The sequence below is a fragment of the Actinomycetospora flava genome (genome assembly GCF_037400335.1).
Lineage (GTDB): Bacteria > Actinomycetota > Actinomycetes > Mycobacteriales > Pseudonocardiaceae > Actinomycetospora > Actinomycetospora flava.
In genome coordinates, this window is record NZ_JBBEGM010000026.1 from 1 (window position 1) to 19,226 (window position 19,226).

The 19,226-nt window shown below is 77.6% G+C and carries 17 protein-coding genes; 7 read left to right on the forward strand and 10 right to left on the reverse strand.

Annotated features, from left to right (window positions below; translation table 11 throughout):
* Positions 1–1,835, reverse strand: a 1,835-nt coding sequence (gene glmS, locus WCD58_RS32885; RefSeq protein ID WP_337707370.1) for a glutamine--fructose-6-phosphate transaminase (isomerizing), incomplete at its 3' end; no start/stop codon positions are given.
* A 94-nt stretch (positions 1,836–1,929) separates the two neighbouring features.
* Between glmS and WCD58_RS32890 the strand changes: the two genes are divergently transcribed.
* Positions 1,930–2,811 (forward strand): dienelactone hydrolase family protein, encoded by an 882-nt coding sequence (locus WCD58_RS32890; protein ID WP_337707371.1) that lies wholly within the window; start codon positions 1,930–1,932, stop codon positions 2,809–2,811.
* On the opposite strand, the gene WCD58_RS32895 is transcribed toward WCD58_RS32890, so the two are convergent.
* The 9 genes from WCD58_RS32895 to eccCa form a co-directional block, all read right to left on the reverse strand.
* On the reverse strand, positions 2,783–3,538 hold the full coding sequence (locus tag WCD58_RS32895; RefSeq protein WP_337707372.1) for a hypothetical protein: 756 nt from the start codon (positions 3,536–3,538) through the stop codon (positions 2,783–2,785). The genes WCD58_RS32890 and WCD58_RS32895 overlap by 29 nt on opposite strands.
* Before the next feature lie 7 nt (positions 3,539–3,545).
* Complete coding sequence (locus WCD58_RS32900) at positions 3,546–3,965, reverse strand: hypothetical protein (protein WP_337707373.1); 420 nt, start codon at positions 3,963–3,965, stop codon at positions 3,546–3,548.
* A gap of 201 nt (positions 3,966–4,166) precedes the next feature.
* On the reverse strand, positions 4,167–5,531 hold the full coding sequence (gene glmM / locus WCD58_RS32905; RefSeq protein WP_337707374.1) for a phosphoglucosamine mutase: 1,365 nt from the start codon (positions 5,529–5,531) through the stop codon (positions 4,167–4,169).
* Complete coding sequence (rpsI, locus tag WCD58_RS32910; protein WP_337707375.1) at positions 5,531–6,154, reverse strand: 30S ribosomal protein S9; 624 nt, start codon at positions 6,152–6,154, stop codon at positions 5,531–5,533. The genes glmM and rpsI overlap by 1 nt, the downstream gene beginning before the upstream one ends.
* Entirely contained in the window at positions 6,151–6,594 is a 444-nt protein-coding gene (gene rplM, locus WCD58_RS32915; RefSeq protein ID WP_337707376.1) for a 50S ribosomal protein L13, read from the reverse strand. The genes rpsI and rplM overlap by 4 nt, the downstream gene beginning before the upstream one ends.
* Before the next feature lie 151 nt (positions 6,595–6,745).
* Positions 6,746–7,039, reverse strand: a complete 294-nt coding sequence (locus WCD58_RS32920) for a WXG100 family type VII secretion target (RefSeq protein ID WP_337707377.1) — start codon at positions 7,037–7,039, stop codon at positions 6,746–6,748.
* Positions 7,040–7,071: 32 nt separating this feature from the next.
* The gene (locus WCD58_RS32925) at positions 7,072–7,440 is read right to left on the reverse strand and encodes a WXG100 family type VII secretion target (RefSeq protein WP_337707378.1); all 369 of its coding nucleotides are present in this window, start codon (positions 7,438–7,440) and stop codon (positions 7,072–7,074) included.
* Between the two features lie 102 nt (positions 7,441–7,542).
* Entirely contained in the window at positions 7,543–9,600 is a 2,058-nt protein-coding gene (locus WCD58_RS32930) for a type VII secretion-associated protein (protein WP_337707379.1), read from the reverse strand.
* Positions 9,597–13,646, reverse strand: a complete 4,050-nt coding sequence (gene eccCa / locus WCD58_RS32935; RefSeq protein ID WP_337707380.1) for a type VII secretion protein EccCa — start codon at positions 13,644–13,646, stop codon at positions 9,597–9,599. The genes WCD58_RS32930 and eccCa overlap by 4 nt, the downstream gene beginning before the upstream one ends.
* A gap of 115 nt (positions 13,647–13,761) precedes the next feature.
* On the opposite strand from eccCa, the gene eccD reads away from it, so the two are divergent.
* Genes eccD through WCD58_RS32965 form a run of 6 tightly spaced genes read left to right on the forward strand, consistent with a single transcriptional unit; the run spans position 13,762 to position 19,185 of the window.
* Positions 13,762–15,261: a type VII secretion integral membrane protein EccD gene (eccD, locus tag WCD58_RS32940; protein WP_337707381.1), complete on the forward strand. Its 1,500-nt coding sequence runs from the start codon at positions 13,762–13,764 to the stop codon at positions 15,259–15,261.
* A complete protein-coding gene (locus tag WCD58_RS32945; protein WP_337707382.1) occupies positions 15,258–16,544 on the forward strand; it encodes a S8 family serine peptidase in 1,287 nt (428 codons plus the stop codon). The genes eccD and WCD58_RS32945 overlap by 4 nt, the downstream gene beginning before the upstream one ends.
* Complete coding sequence (eccE, locus tag WCD58_RS32950; RefSeq protein ID WP_337707383.1) at positions 16,541–17,719, forward strand: type VII secretion protein EccE; 1,179 nt, start codon at positions 16,541–16,543, stop codon at positions 17,717–17,719. The genes WCD58_RS32945 and eccE overlap by 4 nt, the downstream gene beginning before the upstream one ends.
* Positions 17,716–18,429: a hypothetical protein gene (locus WCD58_RS32955; RefSeq protein WP_337707384.1), complete on the forward strand. Its 714-nt coding sequence runs from the start codon at positions 17,716–17,718 to the stop codon at positions 18,427–18,429. Before eccE ends, WCD58_RS32955 begins: the two co-directional genes overlap by 4 nt.
* Positions 18,430–18,446: 17 nt before the next feature.
* Positions 18,447–18,761 (forward strand): Rieske (2Fe-2S) protein, encoded by a 315-nt coding sequence (locus WCD58_RS32960; RefSeq protein WP_337707385.1) that lies wholly within the window; start codon positions 18,447–18,449, stop codon positions 18,759–18,761.
* 46 nt (positions 18,762–18,807) lie between these two features.
* The gene (locus WCD58_RS32965; RefSeq protein ID WP_337707386.1) at positions 18,808–19,185 is read left to right on the forward strand and encodes a VOC family protein; all 378 of its coding nucleotides are present in this window, start codon (positions 18,808–18,810) and stop codon (positions 19,183–19,185) included.
* Positions 19,186–19,226: the final 41 nt, after the last annotated feature.

The window sequence follows — 19,226 nt, forward strand, 5'->3', positions numbered from 1 at the left end:
TTCGCCAGGTTGCGGGGCTTGTCGACGTCGTAGCCGCGGGCGCGGGCGACCTCGGCCGCGAAGACCTGCAGCGGCACGCTCGACACCAGCGGCTGGAGCAGCGTCGACACCGCGGGCACCTCGATGAGGTGCTCGGCGAACGGCCGCACCGTCTCGTCGCCCTCCTCGGCCACCACGATCGTCCGAGCCCCGCGCGCCTGGATCTCGCGGATGTTCGACAGCAGCTTCTGGTGCAGGATCGCGCGGCCCTTGGGCGAGGGCATGACCACCACGACCGGCAGGTCCTGCTCGATCAGCGCGATCGGCCCGTGCTTGAGCTCGCCCGCCGCGAAGCCCTCGGCGTGCATGTAGGCGAGCTCCTTGAGCTTCAGCGCGCCCTCCAGGGCCACCGGGAACCCGACGTGGCGCCCCAGGAACAGCACCGCCTTCGACGACGCGAGGTCGCGGGCCAGCGCGCGCGTCGGCTCCACGACCGCGTCGAGCACCCGCTGCACCGCGGCCGTGCTGGACTCCAGCTCCGCGTACTCGCGGGCCACCTCGTCGGCGTACTTCGTGCCGAACGTCTGCGCCAGCGCCAGGCCCACCAGGTAGCAGGCGACGACCTGCGCGGTGAACGTCTTGGTCGCCGCCACCCCGACCTCCGGGCCGGCGTGGGTGTAGAGCACGGCGTCGGACTCGCGGGGGATCTGCGCACCGTTGGTGTTGCAGATCGCGAGCACGCGGGCCTTCTGGTCGCGGGCGTGCCGCACGGCCTCGAGCGTGTCCGCCGTCTCGCCGGACTGCGAGATCGCGACGACGAGCGTGGAGCGGTCGAGCACCGGGTCGCGGTAGCGGAACTCGCTCGCGACCTCGACCTCCACCGGGATGCGGCACCAGTGCTCGATCGCGTACTTCGCCAGCAGGCCCGCGTGGTACGCCGTGCCGCAGGCCACGACGAACACCTTGTCGATGTCGCGCAGCTCCTGGTCCGAGAGGCGCTGCTCGTCGAGCACCACCCGGCCGTCGACCAGGTGCCCGCGCAGCGTGTCGGCCAGCGCGGTGGGCTGCTCCTCGATCTCCTTCAGCATGAAGAAGTCGTGACCGCCCTTCTCGGCGGCCTCGATGTCCCAGTCGACGTGGAACGGCCGGGTCTTGGCGGTCTCGCCGAGGAAGTCGGTGACGACGGCGCCCTCGGCGGTCAGCGTGACGATCTGGTCCTGGCCGAGCTCGACGGCGTCGCGGGTGAAGTCGATGAACGCCGCGACGTCCGACGCCACGAACATCTCGCCCTGGCCCACGCCCACCACCAGCGGCGAGCTGCGGCGCGCGGCGACGATCTCGTCGGGCCGTTCGGCGTGGGTGAACACCAGCGTGAACGCGCCCTCGAGCCGCGCGACGACGGCGCGCACCGCGGCCGTCAGCCCCGCCTCCCGATCGGCGTCGAACGCCCGCGCCACCAGGTGCGCCGCGACCTCCGAGTCGGTGTCGCTGGTGAGCTCGACGCCCTCGGCCTCGAGCTCGGCGCGCAGCGCGGCGAAGTTCTCGATGATGCCGTTGTGCACGACCGCGACGCGTCCGGTGGCGTCGCGGTGCGGGTGGGCGTTGCGGTCGGTCGGCGGGCCGTGCGTGGCCCAGCGCGTGTGCCCCATCCCGGTGGTGCCGGCCGCGGCGTCCGCGGGCAGGACCGCCACGAGGTTGTCGAGCGGACCGGCCGCCCGGTGCACCTCGAGCCCGCCCGCGCCGTCCACGATCGCGACCCCTGCCGAGTCGTACCCGCGGTACTCCAGGCGCCGCAGGCCGTTGACGAGAACCTCCTGGGCACCACGCTGTCCGACGTATCCCACGATCCCGCACACGGGCCTCAGGGTAACGACGCGCTGGACGGCGCCCCGGAGGCCCGGGCGGGTCACGACAGGCCGCGACGGGGTGCCTCCGCTAGGTTCCCGGGCCATGGCGAGCGTGATCCCCGGGAAGGCCCTGGCGCCGAAGGCGGTGGTCGCCGAGCTGTCGAGGCCCGGCCCGTACCCCGTGCTGCGGGGTGAGCTGGCGCTCGTCGGGCTGCCCGGGGTGGTGTTCACCCCCGCGTCGGGCACCGCGCTGCCGGCCGTCGCGTTCGGCCACGACTGGCTGCAGCCCGCGGGCCGCTACCTCGGCCTGCTGCGCCACCTCGCCTCCTGGGGCGTCGTCGCCGCGGCGCCCGACACCCAGCGCGGCCCGATCGGCTCCCACCGCGGCCTGGCCCAGGACCTGCGCACCGCGCTCGGCGTCGTGTCCGGGGTCCGCCTCGGGGGCACCGCCCGCGGGGCCGCGGTCAGCGTCGACCCCCACAAGCTCGGCGTCGCCGGGCACGGGATGGGCGCGGGCTCGGCCGTCCTCGCCGCCGCCGTGCCCGCCACCGACACGCGCGTCCAGGCCGTCGGCGAGCCCTACTGGGAGGTCGGGCACGGGGTGTCGATCCAGGCGGTCGCCACCGTCGCGATCACCGACACGCAGCCCTCCGCGGTCGAGGCCGCCCGCGCGGTCCACCTGCCCGGCATGCACCTCGGCTTCGGCAAGGACCTCGTCTCCCCGCCCGCCGCCGGCGCGGAGCTGCTCGACAAGGCCTGGGCCGGCGAGTCGTCGCTGCGCACGGTCAAGAAGGCCACCCACCTCGGGCTGCTCGAGGGCCGGCACTGGAGCGACATCCTGCTCGACGGCAAGGGCGAGGCGGCGACGCGCACGCTCGTCCGCGCGCTGCTGACGGGGTTCCTGCTGCACCGCCTCGGCGGCGACGACCGCTACGCCGCGGCGTTCGACGGCATCGTCAAGGGGACGGAGCCCGGTTCGGGCTGAGCGGGTCGCCCCCGCCCGCCGCGATCCGCTCGCGGACCCGCGCCCCCGCCTCGCGCCCCACGGCGCGGCTGCGGGCCGCCGCGGCGAGGAAGTGCCTCGTCCGCTCCTCGAGGTCGGCCGCCCAGGCGCGCAGCGGGCCCTCCACCGACGGGTCACCGCGGACGGCGGCGAGCAGCGCGTCCACCTGGCCGGGGAGCAGCCCGCCGACCGGGTCGGCGGGACGGACCGCCGCCGCGCCGGCCGCGAGGTCGCGCACCGCGGCCGCCGTGCGCGCCGCGGCGACCTCGAAGACGTCGGCGGTGTCGCCGAGCTCGGAGACCAGGCCGTGTGCCGAGCGCGCCAGCGCCGAGACCCGCTTCTGCACGGCGTCCGCCGAGGGACCCGCCCACGTGTCCCACAGCGGGCCCAGGTCCTCGGCGGTGTCGACGTGCTGGCGGCGGACCAGCGTCGCGGCCTCGCGCAGGGCCTCGGCCTGAGCGGCGAGCGCGGCCGGATCGGGCAGCTCGCGCGCCTCGGCGCCGGCGCGCCGGACCGTGGCGGGGTCGGTGTCGGGCCCCGCCGGGACACCGCGCCAGCGCGGCGGCAGCGCCGACCAGCGCGCGAGGTGCGTGGCCAGCACGCCGACCGCGGCGTCGACGGTGGTGAGCAGGGTCGCGCGGTCCGGCCCGCCGAGGTCGACCGGACCCGGGGCGGGCGCGAGCCGCAGCGGGCGCTCGGGGCGGTTCACCCGAGGCTCACCCGACGTGACGCGGCACGCCCCGCGGCCCCGGACCGCCCGGCCCGTCGGCGGGGTCGGCGTCGTCGGGGCCGGTGGCGTCAGCGCCGGTGGTGGCCGGGGTGGTCCCGGGATCGGCGGGGTGGTCGCGCTCCTCGCCGGCGGCCTGGAGGTGGTCGGCGAGATCACCGACGGCGCCCGCGTGGGCGCGCAGCAGGGCCACCGCGGACAGCGACGGGTCCGCCCCCTGCTCGGTGCTGAGGCGGTCGGCCAGGCGGTGCAGGTCGCGCGCGCGGCCGGTGACGGCCTCGACGACCTCCGGCAGGTCGGGTGGCGGGGCGTCCTCCTCGGCGTCGAACTCGTCGTCCGGGCCGTCGAGATCGGCGAGGACGTCATCGAGCGAGCGGGCGGGACCGTGAACGGGCGGGACCGAGTCCATCCGCGTCCTCCGCGTCCGGCCCGCACGAGGCGGGACTGTGCCGACGTCCGCGTCCCGCGCACGCATCGCGCCGGGCCCGCGGGACCACCGCCAGGTTAACGCGTGGGGGCGCACCGGTGGGCGGGAACCCGGTACCGCCACGCCCGGATACGCGCCCGCATCCGCGCAGCTCACCGACCGTGTCCGGGTCGGTGCGCTCCGTCAGCGGACGGTGGAGACGAGTCCCGCGAGCCGGTCGGCGACCTCGCCGGCCACAACCTGGGTGGGTGCCTCGACCATCACGCGCACGAGCTGCTCGGTGCCCGACGGGCGCAGGAGCACGCGGCCCTTGCCGCCCAGCTCGGCCTCGGCCGCCACGACGGCGTCGGCGACCTCGGGCGACGAGCCGACCGCCGCCTTGTCGGCGACCGGCACGTTGACCAGCACCTGGGGCAGCCGGGTCATGACCGCGGCGAGGTCGGCGAGGGGGCGCCCGCTCTGCGCCATGCGCGCCATGAGGCGCAGCGCGGTGAGCAGGCCGTCCCCGGTGGTGGCGTGCGTCGGGAGCACCACGTGCCCCGACTGCTCGCCGCCCAGGGCGAACCCGCCGGAGCGCAGCTCCTCGAGCACGTAGCGGTCGCCGACCGCGGTGGTGCGCAGGGTGACGCCCGCGTCGGCCATCGCGAGGTGCAGGCCCAGGTTGCTCATGACGGTGACGACGAGCGTCGCGTCGGTGAGCTCGCCGCGCTCGAGCAGGTCGAGCGCGAGGATCGCGAGGATCTGGTCGCCGTCGACGACGCTGCCGTCGGCGGCGACCGCGAGGCAGCGGTCGGCGTCGCCGTCGTGCGCGATGCCCAGGTCCGCGCCCTCGGCGACGACGGTGTGGGCCAGCGCGTCGATGTGGGTGGAGCCCACGCCGTCGTTGATGTTCCAGCCGTCGGGCGCGGCGTGCAGCGCGGTGACCCGGGCGCCCGCCGCGGCGTAGGCCTCGGGGGCGGCGGCCGACGCGGCACCGTGCGCGCAGTCGACGACGACGTGCAGGCCGGCCAGCGGCGTCGGGGTCGCGCCGGCGAGGTGCTCGACGTAGCGGTCGAGCGCGTTCGGCAGGTCGCGCACCCGGCCGATCTCGAGGCCGGTGGGCCGCGCGCCGGGAGCACCCGCGCCGTCCACGCGCGCCTCGATCGCGTCCTCGACGGCGTCGGGCAGCTTGTGCCCGCCCGCGGCGAAGAGCTTGATGCCGTTGTCGGGCATCGGGTTGTGCGACGCGGAGATCATCACGCCGAGGTCGGCGTCGAGCGCGTCGGTGAGGAACGCGACCGCCGGCGTCGGCAGCACGCCGACGCGCAGCACGTCCGCCCCGGCGGCGGCGAGGCCCGCGGTGACCGCGGCCTCGAGCATCTCGCCGCTGGCCCGCGGGTCGCGGCCGACGACCGCCACGGGGCGGTCGGCCGCGCCACGCCGACCCTCGGCGCGGGCGTGCTCGGCGAGCACGCCCACGGCCGCCGCGGAGACCGCGGTCGCCAGCTCGGGCGAGAGGTCGGCGTTGGCCAGGCCCCGGACACCGTCGGTGCCGAAGAGCCGAGCCATCAGCGCTTCGAGTACTGAGGAGCCTTCCGGGCCTTCTTGAGGCCGTACTTCTTGCGCTCCGTGGCCCGCGGGTCGCGGGTGAGGAAGCCGGCCTTCTTGAGGCCCGGACGGTCGTCGGGGTCGACCTCGGTGAGCGCGCGGGCGAGGCCGAGGCGCAGGGCGCCCGCCTGGCCGGACGTGCCACCACCGTGCAGGGTGGCGTGCACGTCGAACTGCTCGGTGCGCTCGGTGACCACCAGGGGCTCGCGGATGAGCTGCTGGTGCACCTTGTTCGGGAAGTACTCCTCGAACGCCTTGCCGTTGCAGATGATGCGACCGGTGCCGGAGACGAGGCGCACGCGGACGATGGCCTCCTTGCGGCGGCCGACCGTCTGGACGGGGCGGTCGATCCCGGCGAACACCGGGGCGGCGGTCTCGCCGAAGACGTCGGCCTCGCCGGCGTCCTCGTCGGCGTCGGAGCTCACGACGTCGGCGACGACCTCGTCGTCGGCCGGCTCGTCGGTGGCGGACACCGGGGTGCCGCCGACGGCGCCCTCGGGCAGGTCCGCCGCCTCGGCGAGCGTCTGCGCGGCGTCGTTGTCGGCGACCTCGGGCAGGTCGGTCGGGTCGTCAGGGGTGGTCACTGGCTCACCTGTCGAATCTCGTACGGCACCGGCTTCTGCGCGGCGTGGGGGTGCTCGGGGCCCGCGTAGACCTTGAGCTTGCTGCCCATCGCACGGCCGAGACGGTTGTGGGGAAGCATGCCCTTGATGGCCTTCTCGACCACGCGCGCCGGGAAGCGGTCGAGCTCCTCGCCGATCGTGCGCGAGCGCAGGCCGCCCGGGAAGCCGCTGTGGCTGTACAGCATCTTCTCGTCGCGCTTGCCGCCCGTGAGGGCGATCTTCTCCGCGTTCACGATGATCACGAAGTCGCCGGTGTCGACGTGCGGGGCGTACGTGGGCTTGTGCTTGCCCCGCAGCAGCGTCGCGCTCTGGCTGGCCAGGCGACCGAGCACGATGTCGGACGCGTCGATGACGTGCCAGGCGCGATCGATGTCGCCGGGCTTCGGACTGAACGTGCGCACGGAAGCTACCTCGTCACGGACGGCTGGGCGGGTCGGCCGGCGGAGGCCGAGTGTGTGGTCGAGCGGGCGCGGGACGTACACCGCGCAACGATCCTCCAGAGTACGCGTCCCCCCGCGGCCGACCTCGACCACCCCCTGCCGGCCGTCGGCGTCAGGCGCGGAACATCGCCCCGACGCCCGACTCGGTCTCCATGTACTGCTGGGTGGCCTGGTCGGTGCGCGCGCGGATCTGCGCGAGCAGCTCCTTGAGATCGTTCCACGCCGTGTCGATCTGCTGCTGCTGCTGGCGGTAGAAGTCGGACGACGCGCCGTCCCACACCGACAGCTGGCCCACCGCGGTGCGGACGTCCGCGAGCTGCGCCTCGATGCCCGCGTGCGTGGTGTTGATGTCCTGGCTGGCCTGCTGCAGCGCGCCGAACCGGACCTTGATGTTGGGGCTGGTCATGGTGTCCTCGTCTCGGGTCGTCAGGGTCCGGCTCAGCCGAGGGCGTTCGTGATCGCGCCGCCGCCCGGGGCGCCCGTGCCCCCCGCACCGCCGCCGCCGCCGTCACCGAGGACGTTCAGCAGCCCGGCCGCGTCGGCCTCGCTCGCGTCGTAGCGGCCGGCACCGGCGCGCACCCGCTCGGCGATGCCGAGCAGCGCGTCGTTGATGCGCTTCGCGTCGGTCTGCCAGCGGGCCATCGTCCCCTGGAAGGCGGTGGAGCCCTGGCCCTGCCAGTCGGCGACCAGGGGCTCGAGCCGCCCCTGGAGCGACCGGAGCTGGCCCTGCAGATCGCCGTTGATGGTCTCCAGCCGGGTGGCCACGTCGACCATGACCCCGGTCTGGGTCCCGAATCCTCCTGCCACGCGACACCTCCTCTCCTCGCGGAGCCCGCGGGCCCCGTGTGCTCGTGACGGATCGAGCATGACGATCGGGCGACGGGCGTGGTTGCCGTTTGAGAGAAGTCGTCAGCCCGTGGGCTCGAGCGTCTCGACGACCTGCTCGCAGGCCGCGAGGACGCGGCGCTCGTCGGCGGCGTCGGCGCCGTGGCGGCAGCCGACACTGACCATCGAGGGCGCGGACACCACGACGAACCAGTCGACGCGGACGCCGGGCGCGGGGTCCTGGCGGTACCGGGCCACCTCGCGCCCGCCGAACTCGGCGCGCGCCTCGTAGCCCGACACCGGGTCGCCGGCGGCCCGCGCGGCCTCGTACTGGCCGGCGAGCTGGGCGCGGGCGCGCTCGGGGTCCGCCGCGGCGGCCGGGTCGAGCGGGTTCTCCTGGACCGCGACGAGGTCGGCGCCGCGCGGGGCGCCCGCGGGCCGCAGCAGCAGGCGCCGGGCCCCGGGGTCGCCGCCGGCCTCGGCCCAGCCGATCGGCGCGACGAACGTCTGCCCGCCGACGACCATCCCGGTGCCCGACGGGCCCCGCAGCGCCCGCGCCCCGAGCACGACGACGGTGACCAGCGCGACCACCGCCAGCAGCGCGACGATCACCGCGCCGACGCCCACCCGTCCGCGGGCCGGCGCGGGGCGGCGCGCGGGCAGGTTCCGCCGGGCGGGCAGGTGGCGCGGCTCGTCGGACACCGGCTCGACCAGGTCGGTGTCGTCGACCGGCTCCGCGGGGGCGGTGGCCTCCTCGGGGGGCCCGACGCGGCGGACCGGCACCTGCACGTCCGTGCGCTCCGAGGTCGGGGTGAGCCAGGCGGGGTCGTCGGAGAGGTCCTCGGTGGGGTCGGTCCCGCGCGGGGACGGCGCCGGCGGGAGCTCGACCGTCGGCGGGTCCAGCAGCGGTCCGGACCGCAGCCCGGCGCCGGCGAGGGCACCGACCGCCGCCGGGACGGCGCGCGGCGCGGGGACGCCACCCCGCCGGGACGCCGCGCTCTCCCGCGCCACCACCAGCGCCCCGTGCGCGACGACCGACCGCGGCTCGGGCGCGACGGTGGCGGGCACGCCCAGCTCGCGGTGCACGAGCGCGGCGAGCAGCGGGATCCGCGCGCCACCACCGGTCAACCGGACGCCGTCGAGGTGCTCGGGCCCGGTGCCGGCGTCGGCGAGGGTGTCGGCGAGCAGGTCCACGACGCCGCGCAGCGCCGGGCGCAGGACCTCGGTGAGCTCGCCGCGCGACAGCCACGCCGCGGTGACGCGCCCGGGCAGCGGGACCGCCGCCTGCTCGGCGTCGGAGAGCTGCTCCTTCGCCGCCCGCACGTCGTCGAGCAGCACCTGGCGGTGGCGCCGGTCGGCGAGCGTCGTGCCGGCGACGACTTCGAGCACGCGGTCGGCCTGATCGTCGGAGTCGTCGGAGTCGTCGGAGTCGTCGGAGTCGTCGGCGTCCGGCTCGTCGTCGTGCAGCGCACCCAGCAGGTGCCCGAGCAGCAGCTCGTCGGCGTCGTCGCCCCCGAACCGGGCGTCCTCGCGCCGGGCGAGCACCCGGGCGTCCCCGCAGCGCCCCGGCACGGGCGCCAGCACGGCCGCCGAGGCTCCGCGCGCGCCGAGGTCGAGCACGGCGAGCGGGCGCGGGCGCGCCGTGCCCCGCGGGCGCATCCAGCCGGCGTGGGCGGCGGCGGCCACCGGCTCCTCGACCAGCGTGAGGTCCTCGGCGAGCCCCGACCCCGCGCGGCGCAGCACCTCGCGGCGCCCGGCGTCCCAGCCGGCGGGGTGGGTGAGCACGAGGTGGCGGGGGCGCCCGCCGCGCAGCAGGGGGCCCGCGCGGTCGAGCGTCCCCGCGAGCACGGCGCCCCAGGCCTCGGAGACCCCGACGACGCGGGTGCCGAGCAGCAGGTCGGGCTCGTCGACGCGCAGGCGCGGCGTCGGCTCGTAGCGCGACGGGTCGGTGGGCGCGAGGCGGCGCGCGGCGGCCCCGACGACGAGCGCGGTGCCGTCGGCGGGCGCGAAGACCGCCGCGATGTCGATCGGCAGGTCGGTGGGGTCGACGGCGTCGACCGACCGGTCCTCGGGGCCGGTGTCGACCGCCGCGGCCACCGTCGTCACCCCGAGGTCGATCGCGACGACCGGGCCGTCGCTCACGGGTCCCCCGGCACGGCCGTGATCGGCGGATCGGGGTCCCGCCAGCCCACCTGCACGAGCCGCTCGCCGTGACGGCGCGAGACCAGCCAGCCGCGGCCCGGCGGCTGCGGGCCCGGCCGCACGGTGCCGAGCAGGACGCCCTCGTCGCGGCTGCCGCTCATGACGATCCCGGGCGAGCCGAGCTCGCGCAGCCGGGCGAGCACCGGCTCGAACTGCGCCCGCGCCGCGCCGCCCGCACGCCGCGCGACGACGAGGTGCAGGCCGACGTCGCGGGCCTGGGGCAGCAGGTCGAGCAGCGCGGCGAGCGGGTTGGTGGCGGCGCCGGCGACGAGGTCGTAGTCGTCGACCAGCACGAACACGTCCGGCCCGGTCCACCACGACCGCGCCCGCAGCTGCTCGGGGGTGACGTCCGGCCCGGGCAGGCGGCGCTGCAGCGAGCCGAGGAGCTCCGTCATCGCCTCGGTGAGCGCCTGCGCCGACGACGTGTAGGAGATGAGGTGCTCGCTCGCCACCGCGCCGAGCAGCGAGCGGCGGTAGTCGACGATCATCAGGCGGGCCTGGTCGGGCCGGTGGCGTGTCACGATCTGGTGGGCGAACCCGCGCAGCAGTGCCGTCTTGCCCGACTCCGCGTCGGCGTAGCAGACGAAGTGCGGGTCGGCGGCCACGTCGAGCAGCACCGGCGCGAGCCGCTCCTCCGAGAGCCCGAGCGGCAGCAGGTGCGGCGCGCCCTCGTCCGCGCCGGGCAGCGACTCGACCCCGACGCGCTCGGGCAGCAGCCGCACCCGCGGCGCCCCGGTGCCGCCCCACGCGGCGGCGACGCGGGCGACGAGCTCGCCGGTCGCGCGCCCCAGGTCCTCGGCGTCGGCGACGCCGTCGAGGCGCGGCAGCGCGGTGAGCACGTGCAGCTTCTCCCGCGACAGCCCCCGCCCCGGGCGCCCGGCGGGCACGACGGCGGCGACGCGCCGGTCGACCTCGGACTCCGACGGGTCGCCGAGGCGGAGCTCGAACCGGGTGCCGAGCAGGTCCTTGAGCGCGGGCCGCAGCTCGGCCCACCGGCTGGCGGTGATGACGACGTGCACCCCGTACGACAGCCCGGCGGTGGCCAGCGAGATCACCGTCTGCTCGAGCGCCTCGTGCTCGCTGCGGAAGGCGTGCCAGCCGTCGACGACGAGGAAGACGTCACCGAGCATGTCGGACCCGCCCGTGCCGGGTGCGAGCTCGCCGCGGCGCCGGCGGGCCCGCAGGTCGGCCATCGACTCGAGCCCCGCCTCGCGGAACCAGCGCTCGCGGCCGGCGAGCAGCGCGGCGACCTCGGCGACGGTGCGGCGCACGAGGTCGGGCTCGCCGCGCCCCGCGACCGAGCCGACGTGGGGCAGCCCGGCGAGGCCCGCGAGCGTGCCGCCGCCGAGGTCGACGGCGTAGAACTGCACCTCGGCCGGGGTGTGGGTGAGCGCGGCCGCGGCCACGAGCGTGCGCAGCAGCGTCGACTTGCCCGACTGCGGCCCGCCGGCCACGACGACGTGCCCCGCGGCCCCGGCGAGCTCCGCCCACAGCACGTCGCGGCGTTGGTCGTAGGGCCGGTCGACGATCCCCACCGGCACCGCGAGCGCCCCGTTGGCGGGGAAGCCGGGCGCGGTCAGTCCCCGGTCGGGCGTCGCGGTCAGCGGGGGCAGCAGCGCGTCGAGGGTGGCCGGGTCGGCCAGCGGCGGCAGCCATACCTCGTGCGCGGGCGGGCCCTGCCCGCGCAGGCGTTCCACGACGACGTCGAGCACCGACGGGCTGCCACCGCCGCGCTGGTCGGGCCCGATGACCGCGGGCGGACCCGCGGCCGGCACGTGCCCGTTGCCCTCCAGCACCGTCGGCACCGCCGGCTCCACCCACTGCGCCGAGAACGGCCGCGGGCGCATCTCGCGCGGCAGCGGGGACTCGTCGGGCACGACGCGCTCCGCGACGCGGTGGGGCGCGGACACGTAGCCGGCCTTGAAGCGGATCATCGTCGACGACTCGACCTTGAGGTAGCCCGAGCCGGGCACCGGCGGCAGCTCCGCCGCGTCCGGCACCCCGAGCACCGCGCGGGAGTCCGACGCCGAGAACGTCTTGAGCCCGATCCGGTAGGACAGGTGCGAGTCCAGGCCCCGCAGCCGGCCCTCCTCGAGGCGCTGCGAGGCGAGCAGCAGGTGCATCTGCAGCGAGCGGCCCAGCCGCCCGATCGCGACGAACAGCTCCGCGAAGTCGGGCTTCTGGCTCAGCAGCTCGGAGAACTCGTCGACCACGACGAACAGCGTCGGCAGCGGTTCGAGCGGCGCGCCGTTCTCGCGCGCGCGCTCGTACTCGGTGACGTTGGCGAGGTTGCCCGCCGCGCGCAGCAGCTCCTGGCGGCGCTGCATCTCTCCGGCGAGCGCGTCCTGCATGCGGTCGACGAGGCTCAGGTCGTCGGCGAGGTTGGTGATCACCGCGGCGACGTGCGGCGCCGGCGCGAGACCGGCGAACGTGGCGCCGCCCTTGAAGTCGACGAGCACGAGGTTGAGCGCCTCGGACGAGTGCGTGGTGATCAGCCCCAGCACCAGCGTGCGCAGCAGCTCGGACTTGCCGCTGCCGGTCGCGCCGACGCAGAGGCCGTGCGGGCCCATGCCCTCCTGCGCGGCCTCCTTGATGTCGAGGTCGACCGGCTCGCCGTCCGCCGACACCCCGAACGGCACCCGCAGGCGGTCGCGCAGCGGGCGGGGCCGCCAGGCGGCGGTGACGTCGAAGGTGTCCGGCTCGCCGTCGACGCCGAGCAGCTCGAGGATCCCGGGGCTGGTCAGCAGCGGCTCCTCGTCGCCGCCGCCGACCACGGGCGTGCGGCACGGCGCGAGCCGCCGGGCCAGCGCCTCGGCCTCCGCGGCGCCGAGGGCGTCGGGACGGCCGAACCACTCCACGCCCTGCCGCCCGACGGCGCCGATCCGGCCCTCGCCGTCCGGTTCCAGGACGAGCCCGAGCCCGCGCCGCGACGTCAGCGTGCCGAGGGTGTCGGACAGGTCGATCAGCGTGACCGCGGACAGGCCCTCCTCGAGCAGGATCTGCTCGGAGCCGAGGACCTCCGCGTCCTCGAGCACGACGACGACGTGGCGCGTGTCCGCCGCGGGGGCCGCGCCGCGCGTGAACCGGCCGCGCCCGGCCAGCTCCGGCGCGAGCCACGACTCCACGGCGGCCAGCGAGGACGTCACCATCCGCACCGGCCCGGCGCCGTCGGACAGCCGCGGGTGCGCGACGTGCGGCAGCCACTTGACCCACTCCCACTCCGCGCGCGCCGGGCCCGTCGCCGCGACGGCGACGACGAGGTCGTCGGGGCTGTGGAAGGTGACGAGCTGCGCGACGAACGCCCGCACCAGCGCCCGCCGGGCCTCCGCGTCGCCCCCGGCGACAGCTACCGAGGCGAACGCGCGCAGCGACACCGCGGTCGGCAGGTCCGGGACGATCGAGTGGGTGCGCACGAAGCGGCGCAGCGCCACGGTGGCGACGGGCTCGAGGTCGTCGACGGGCCCGGTCTGCGGCGGGACGAGCGCGGTGGCGAGCCGCTGCGAGCCGCGCCCGACGCGCACGTGCGCGAAGTCCGGGTCCGCGGGCCGGCGCTCCCACATCCGCGGGCCCCGGGCGAGGCCCACGAGCGCCGACGGGTCGGGGTGCGTCCACTCCAGGGCGCGCCGCTGCTCCACCGCGGTCTCCCGGGCCCGGCGGCGCATCTGCGCCAGATAGCGCAGGTAGTCCTTGCGGTCCTCGTCGGACTCCGCCCGCCGCTGCGCCCCGCCGCGCGTCACGCCGCCGGCGACCATGCCCAGCGTCGAGAGCGCGAACATCCCGCCGAAGAGCCAGGAGGTCGGGTTGTCGACGCCGATGACGACGATGAACCCGAGCGAGCCGACCACCATGAGCAGCGGCAACAGCCGCAGCAGCGGCGAGGAGGGCGTCGCCCGGGGGATCTCCGGCGGCGCCTCGAGGTGGACCTCGCCGGAGGGCACCTCGGGCGGGGGCCGGCGCGCGGCGCGCCGGAAGACCCGTGTGCCCACCGCCCGTCCCCCGTTCCTCCGATCGCACCACCCCGCCCCGACGGTGCGGCCATACTAAGGAGCCGCGGGCCGCCCCGGGTCCGTCTCGACGAACCGCGCGAAGATCGAGGAGCGCATGACAGGCACCGCCCGGACGAGCCGGAACGCGGCGCTGCCCGGGACACGGCCCGACGCGCCTCCCTCGCTGCCCGCCGGAGCGGGTGCCGTGGCCGCGGCGAGCCGGGTGTCGGTCCTCGCGCCCCGTACCCGCGTGGACGTCGCGCTGCCGCCGGACGTGCCGCTGGCCGACCTGCTGCCCGTGCTGCTGGACATGACCGGTGAGTCGGGGTCGACGGGCTGGACCCTCGCCCCGCTGGGCCAGAGCCCGGTCGACCCCGCGCGCACGCTCGCCTCCCTCGGCGTCCTCGACGGCGACCAGCTCGTGCTGCGCCGCCGCGCCGACGCCGCGCCACCGCCGCTGTTCGACGACGTCGTCGACGCCGTCGCCGAGGCGACGCCGGCGAGCTACCGGGCGTGGGGGCCGGGGATCGCGCGGGTGCTCGGGCTGTGCGGGCTCGCGCTCGGGCTGGCGGGCGCGGTGCTCGCGCTCGTCGTGGTCGGGCGCGCGCCGGGCACCGCGGGCGGGCTGGGCACCGCCGCCGTGGCGGGCGTCGCCGCCCTCCTGGCGCTGGCCTTCGCCGCCGTGTGCACGCGGGTGCTCGACGAGACGGGCGCGGGCTCGGTGCTCGCCGCCGGGGCGGTGGCGCTCGCCGCGGTCGCGGGCGTCGCAGCGGTGCCGTGGAGCGCGCCCGGCCCGCTCACCGCCACCTCCGGCGCGCCCCAGCTGCTGCTCGGCGCCGCCCTCGCCGCCGCCGTGGCCGCGGTCTGCCTGCTCGCGCTGGGCCGGGCCGGGCGCACCGGGGTCGCCGCGCTGCTCGGGGCGCTCACCGCCGCGGTGCTGCTCGTCGTCGCCGCGGGCGTCGCGACGGTCGTCGACGCGGGCGACGCCGCCGGGGTCGCGGCCGGCGCGGGGGCGCTGGCGCTCGTCGCGTCGGCGCTGCTGCCCCGCACGGGCATCGCGCTCGCCCGCCTCCCGCTCCCCCGCGTGCCCGGGTCGGCCGAGGAGCTCGCGGATGACCCCGGCGTCGCGGAGCACGCCGACATCGAACGCCGCGCCGACCGCGCCCACGCCGCGCTCTCCGGCCTGGTCGTGGGGTGCGGCGTCGTCACCGCCGGAGCGGTCGCGGTGCTCGCGCTCGCCCCGGTCGGTGGCTGGCGCGGCGTCGCCGGCTGGGTGCTCGCGGTGCTGCTGACGGTCCTGCTCGGGCTGCGCTCGCGCACCTACGCGAACGGGGTGCAGGCGGTCGCGCTGCTCGTGTGCGCGCTGCTCGCCGCCGCCGGGCTGCTCGTCGGCTGGATGCTCGCGGCGCCGCCGCTCGTGGCGGTGCTCGCCGTGCCGGTGGTGTCGCTCGCGGCCGGGGCGGGCGCGCTGGTGCTGGGCGTCGTCGTGCCCCGGCGGCGGTTCTCGCCGGTCGCGCGCCGCGCGGTCGACATCGCCGAGGCGATCGGGATCGCCGCGGTGCTGCCGGTCGCGCTCGCGGTCATGGACCTCTACACGGCGATGCGGCTGCTGTGATCGCCCGCGTCGCCGCGGCGGTGCTGAGCGCCGCGCTGCTCGGGGCTGCGCCGGCCGCCGCCTCGACCGCGCCCGCGCCGCCCGCACCCGACCCCGCCGCCCTCGCCGCGCTCGACCCGGCCCCCGACGGTGTCCCGGGCGCGCGCCGGCTCGCGCCCTGCCCCGCGGCCGTCCCGCCGGCGCCCTCGGGGTTCGGGATCGGCGACCTCCCGCCCGGCCCGGACCCGGCCGCCGCCTGGACCGAGGGCCGCGGCGAGGGCCAGACCGTCGCCGTGATCGACACCGGCGTCGCCGCGCACCCGCGCCTCGGCGGCCGGGTGGTCGACGGGGGCGACTTCGTGGCCGGGGACGCCGGCACCGACGACTGCGACGGCCACGGCACGGCGGTCGCCGGGGTGCTCGCCGCCGACCCCGCCCCCGATGACCTGCTCGTCGGCGTCGCCCCCGGCGTGCGTGTGCTCGCGGTGCGCCAGACCAGCGCGTTCTACGGCGCCGGCGACGTCGCCACGCTCGCCCGCGCGGTCCGGCACGCCGCCGACACCCCGGGCGTCGGGGTGCTCTCGCTCGCCCTCGCCGCCTGCCGCACGCCGGACCAGGTCGCCGACCCCGCCGACGCGCCCGCCCTGGGCGCCCTGCGCGCCGCCGTGCGCGAGGCGGTCGACCGGGGCGTCGTCGTGGTCGCCGCCGCGGGCAACACGGGGCCGGGGTGCGCGCCCAACACGGCGGGCGACGTGCGCAGCATCCCCGTGCCGGCCTGGTTCGGCGACGACGTGCTCGCGGTCGGCGCGGTCGACGACGCCGGCGCACCCGACCCGTCCTCGCTCGCCGGGCCGTGGGTCGACCTCGCCGCCCCCGGCCGCGCCCCGGCGTCGCTCGCGGCCCGCGGGGACGGGCTGACCACCGGGCTCACCGCCCCCGACGGCGCCACCGCTCCCCTGGTCGGCACGAGCTTCGCCGCGGCCCGGGTCGCCGGGGCCGCCGCGCTGCTGCGGGCCCGCGAGCCCGAGACGCCCGCCCGCGAGATCGCGGCCGCGCTGGTCCGCTCCGCCGCGCCGACCCCGGGGCTCGCCCCCGGCGCCCGTGACGACGCGGTCGGCTACGGCGTGCTCGACGCGGCCGCCGCCGTGCGCGGGGGCCCACCGCGCACCGGGCCCGAGGTGCGGCCCACGCCCGCCGCGGCGCCGGAGGCCGACTCGTCGGTGGGATGGGTCGCCGCCGGTCTCGGGCTCCTGGTCGTCCTCGCCCTCTCCGTCCTCGCCGGGCGCCGGAGGGCGGCGCGATGACCCTGCTGACCGCGCAGCGCCGCCCGTCCGGACCCTCGCTGGGCCGGATCCCGCTCGTCGCCGTCGTGGTCGTCGAGGTCGGGCTGGCGATCGCGGTCGCGCTCGTCGCGGTCGACCGCCGGCTGCTTCCGCTGGCGGGGGTCGTGCTGTCGGCGGGCCTGCTCGTCGGGCTGCTGCGGGTGCGGCGGCGCTGGCTCGTGCAGTGGATCGGGCTGGCGCTGCGCTTCCGGGTGCGGGTCCGCGAGCGGGAGCCGGAGCAGGCCGCCGACGACGTCGACCCGCGGCTGCGCACGGCGCGCCTGCTCACCGGCGACCTCACCGTCGCCCGCACCCGCGACCACGACGGGCGCGAGGTGGGGCTCGTCGGGCACGGCGGCGGGTGGAGCGCGGTGCTGGCGCTCGACACGGCGGGCGCGGACGGTGCCACAGGCCTGGTCCCGGACGACCACGCGTCGTTCCCGCTGGCGGCGATCGCCGGGTGCCTGGCCGACCGGGGCGTCGTGCTCGACGCGGTGAGCGCGCTCTGGCACTGCCGCCCCGTCGTCGACGACACCCCGGCGGCCGCCGCCTACCGCGAGGTGCTGGGGGACCTGCCGGCCCTGTCGCGGCGCGAGGCGTGGCTCGTCGTGCGGCTCGACCCGGCGCGCTGCCCGGACGCGGTCGCCGAGCGCGGCGGCGGCGTCCTCGGCGCCCACCGGGCCGTGGTGGGGGCGCTCGCGCGGATCGGGCGTGTGCTCGCCGACCACGGGACGCCCGTGCGCCCGCTCGCCGCCGACGAGGTCCTCGACGCCGCCACGGAGGCCGCCGACAGCGCCGGCGAGCTCGACGGTCCCCGGTTCGTCGAGCACTGGAAGGCCGTCGTCGTCGGCGAGGTCGGGCACGCGGCGTACGCCGTCACCGGCTGGCCCGCCACGCCGGAGCGCCTGACCGGCCTCACGGCCACCACCGGCCGGACGTGCACGCTCGCGCTCACCCTCGAGCCCGACCCCCGGTCCGCCGACGCGGTCGGTCTGCGCGGCACCGTGCGCCTCACCGCCGACACCCCCGAGGCGCTCGAGGAGTCCGGCCGCGAGCTCGTCGCCCGCGGGCACGCGCTCGGGGTGGCCCTGGACGCCCTGGACGGCCAGCACGCCGCCGGGCTCGCGGCCACGCTCCCGTTGGGGGCGCAGCCGTGACCGAACCTCCCGGCGCGCTCGGGCGCACCGCCCCCACGCGCGCCGACCCCGAGCTCGCCCCGACGTTCTCGGCCCCGCCCGCCCTCGCCGACGCGCTGGGCCCGCCGGTGCGTCCCGCGGGCGTGGTGCTCGGCGCCGACCCGGACGGCGAGCCCGTCGCGGTGAGCCTGCTGCGGTCCACGCCGACGCGCGTCGTGCTGCTCGGCGGGCTCTACCTCGCCCGGCAGGTCACCCTGCGCGCGGTCGGGACGGGGACCCGCGCCGTCGTCGTCACCGGGCGCCCGCCCGTGTGGGAGGCGGTCCGGGACGCCGCCGACGACCGCGTGCGCGTCGTCGGCGAACCTCCGCCCGACCTCGCCGCCCCCGAGGGCCACCCGCTGCTCGTCGTCTACGACCGCGGCGCCACCGCGCGGGGCCCGGCCCCGGCGCGCGGCCCGCGGCAGACGACGCTCGTCGTGCTCCCGTCCCTCGTCCCCGCGGTCTCCGACCTCGCCGACGACGCCGACCTCGTCCTCATCCAGCGGCTCCCGCCCCACGAGGCGGAGCTCGCCGGGCGGCTCTGGCGCCTGTCCCCCGCGATGACCGAGACCCTGCGCACCCTGCCCGACCGCGGCGTCGTGCTCCTCGGGCGCAACCTGTGGCGGCGCGTCGACCTCGTCACCGGCCCGCTGGAGACGGCGATCCTCGGGCCGGTCCGCCGGGGCGACTGAGCTGGCACCCTGGCCCGATGGCGGCCACGTTCACGCCCGTCCTGCCGCTGGCGGAGCTCGGCGACGGCACGATGCGCTCGGTCATGGTCGGGGCGACGCGCGTGCTGCTGGTGCACGTCGACGGCGAGGTCCGCGCCTACGACAACCGCTGCCCCCACCGCGCCTGGCCCCTCGAGCGCGGCAGCCTCGCGGGCGGCGTGCTCACCTGCGCCAACCACCGCTACACGTTCGACGTCGCCACGGGTCGCGGGCTCGACCCCGGCGGCTGCGACCTCGTCGCCCACCCCTGCCGCGTCGAGGCGGACGGCACGATCGCGGTCGCCGTCCCTTGACCTCGTCCTTGACCTCGACCTTGCTCGAGGTCGGACCCTCGGGGCCATGAGCATCGAGCTGAACCACACCATCGTCGAGTCCCCGGACCCGGACGCCGGCGCCGCGTTCCTCGCCGAGGTCCTCGGGCTGCCCGCGCCGTACCACTTCGGGCCCTTCACGGTCGTCGAGGTCGCCCACGGCACGAGCCTCGACTTCATGACCGTCGCCGAGCCCCACAGCCAGCACTACGCCTTCCTCGTCCCGGACGACGAGTTCGGGGTGATCGCGGGGCGGCTGCGCGAGCGCGGGGTGCCGACCTTCGCCGACCCGGGCCACCGCCGCCCCGGGCACAACACCGACGACGGCGGCCAGGGCGCCTACTTCGACTCCCCCGAGGGCCACAACCTCGAGATCCTCACCCGCCCCTACGGCAGCGGCTCCTGACCCGCGGAGCGATCGAGCGTGTGGCATCGCGGACGTCCAGT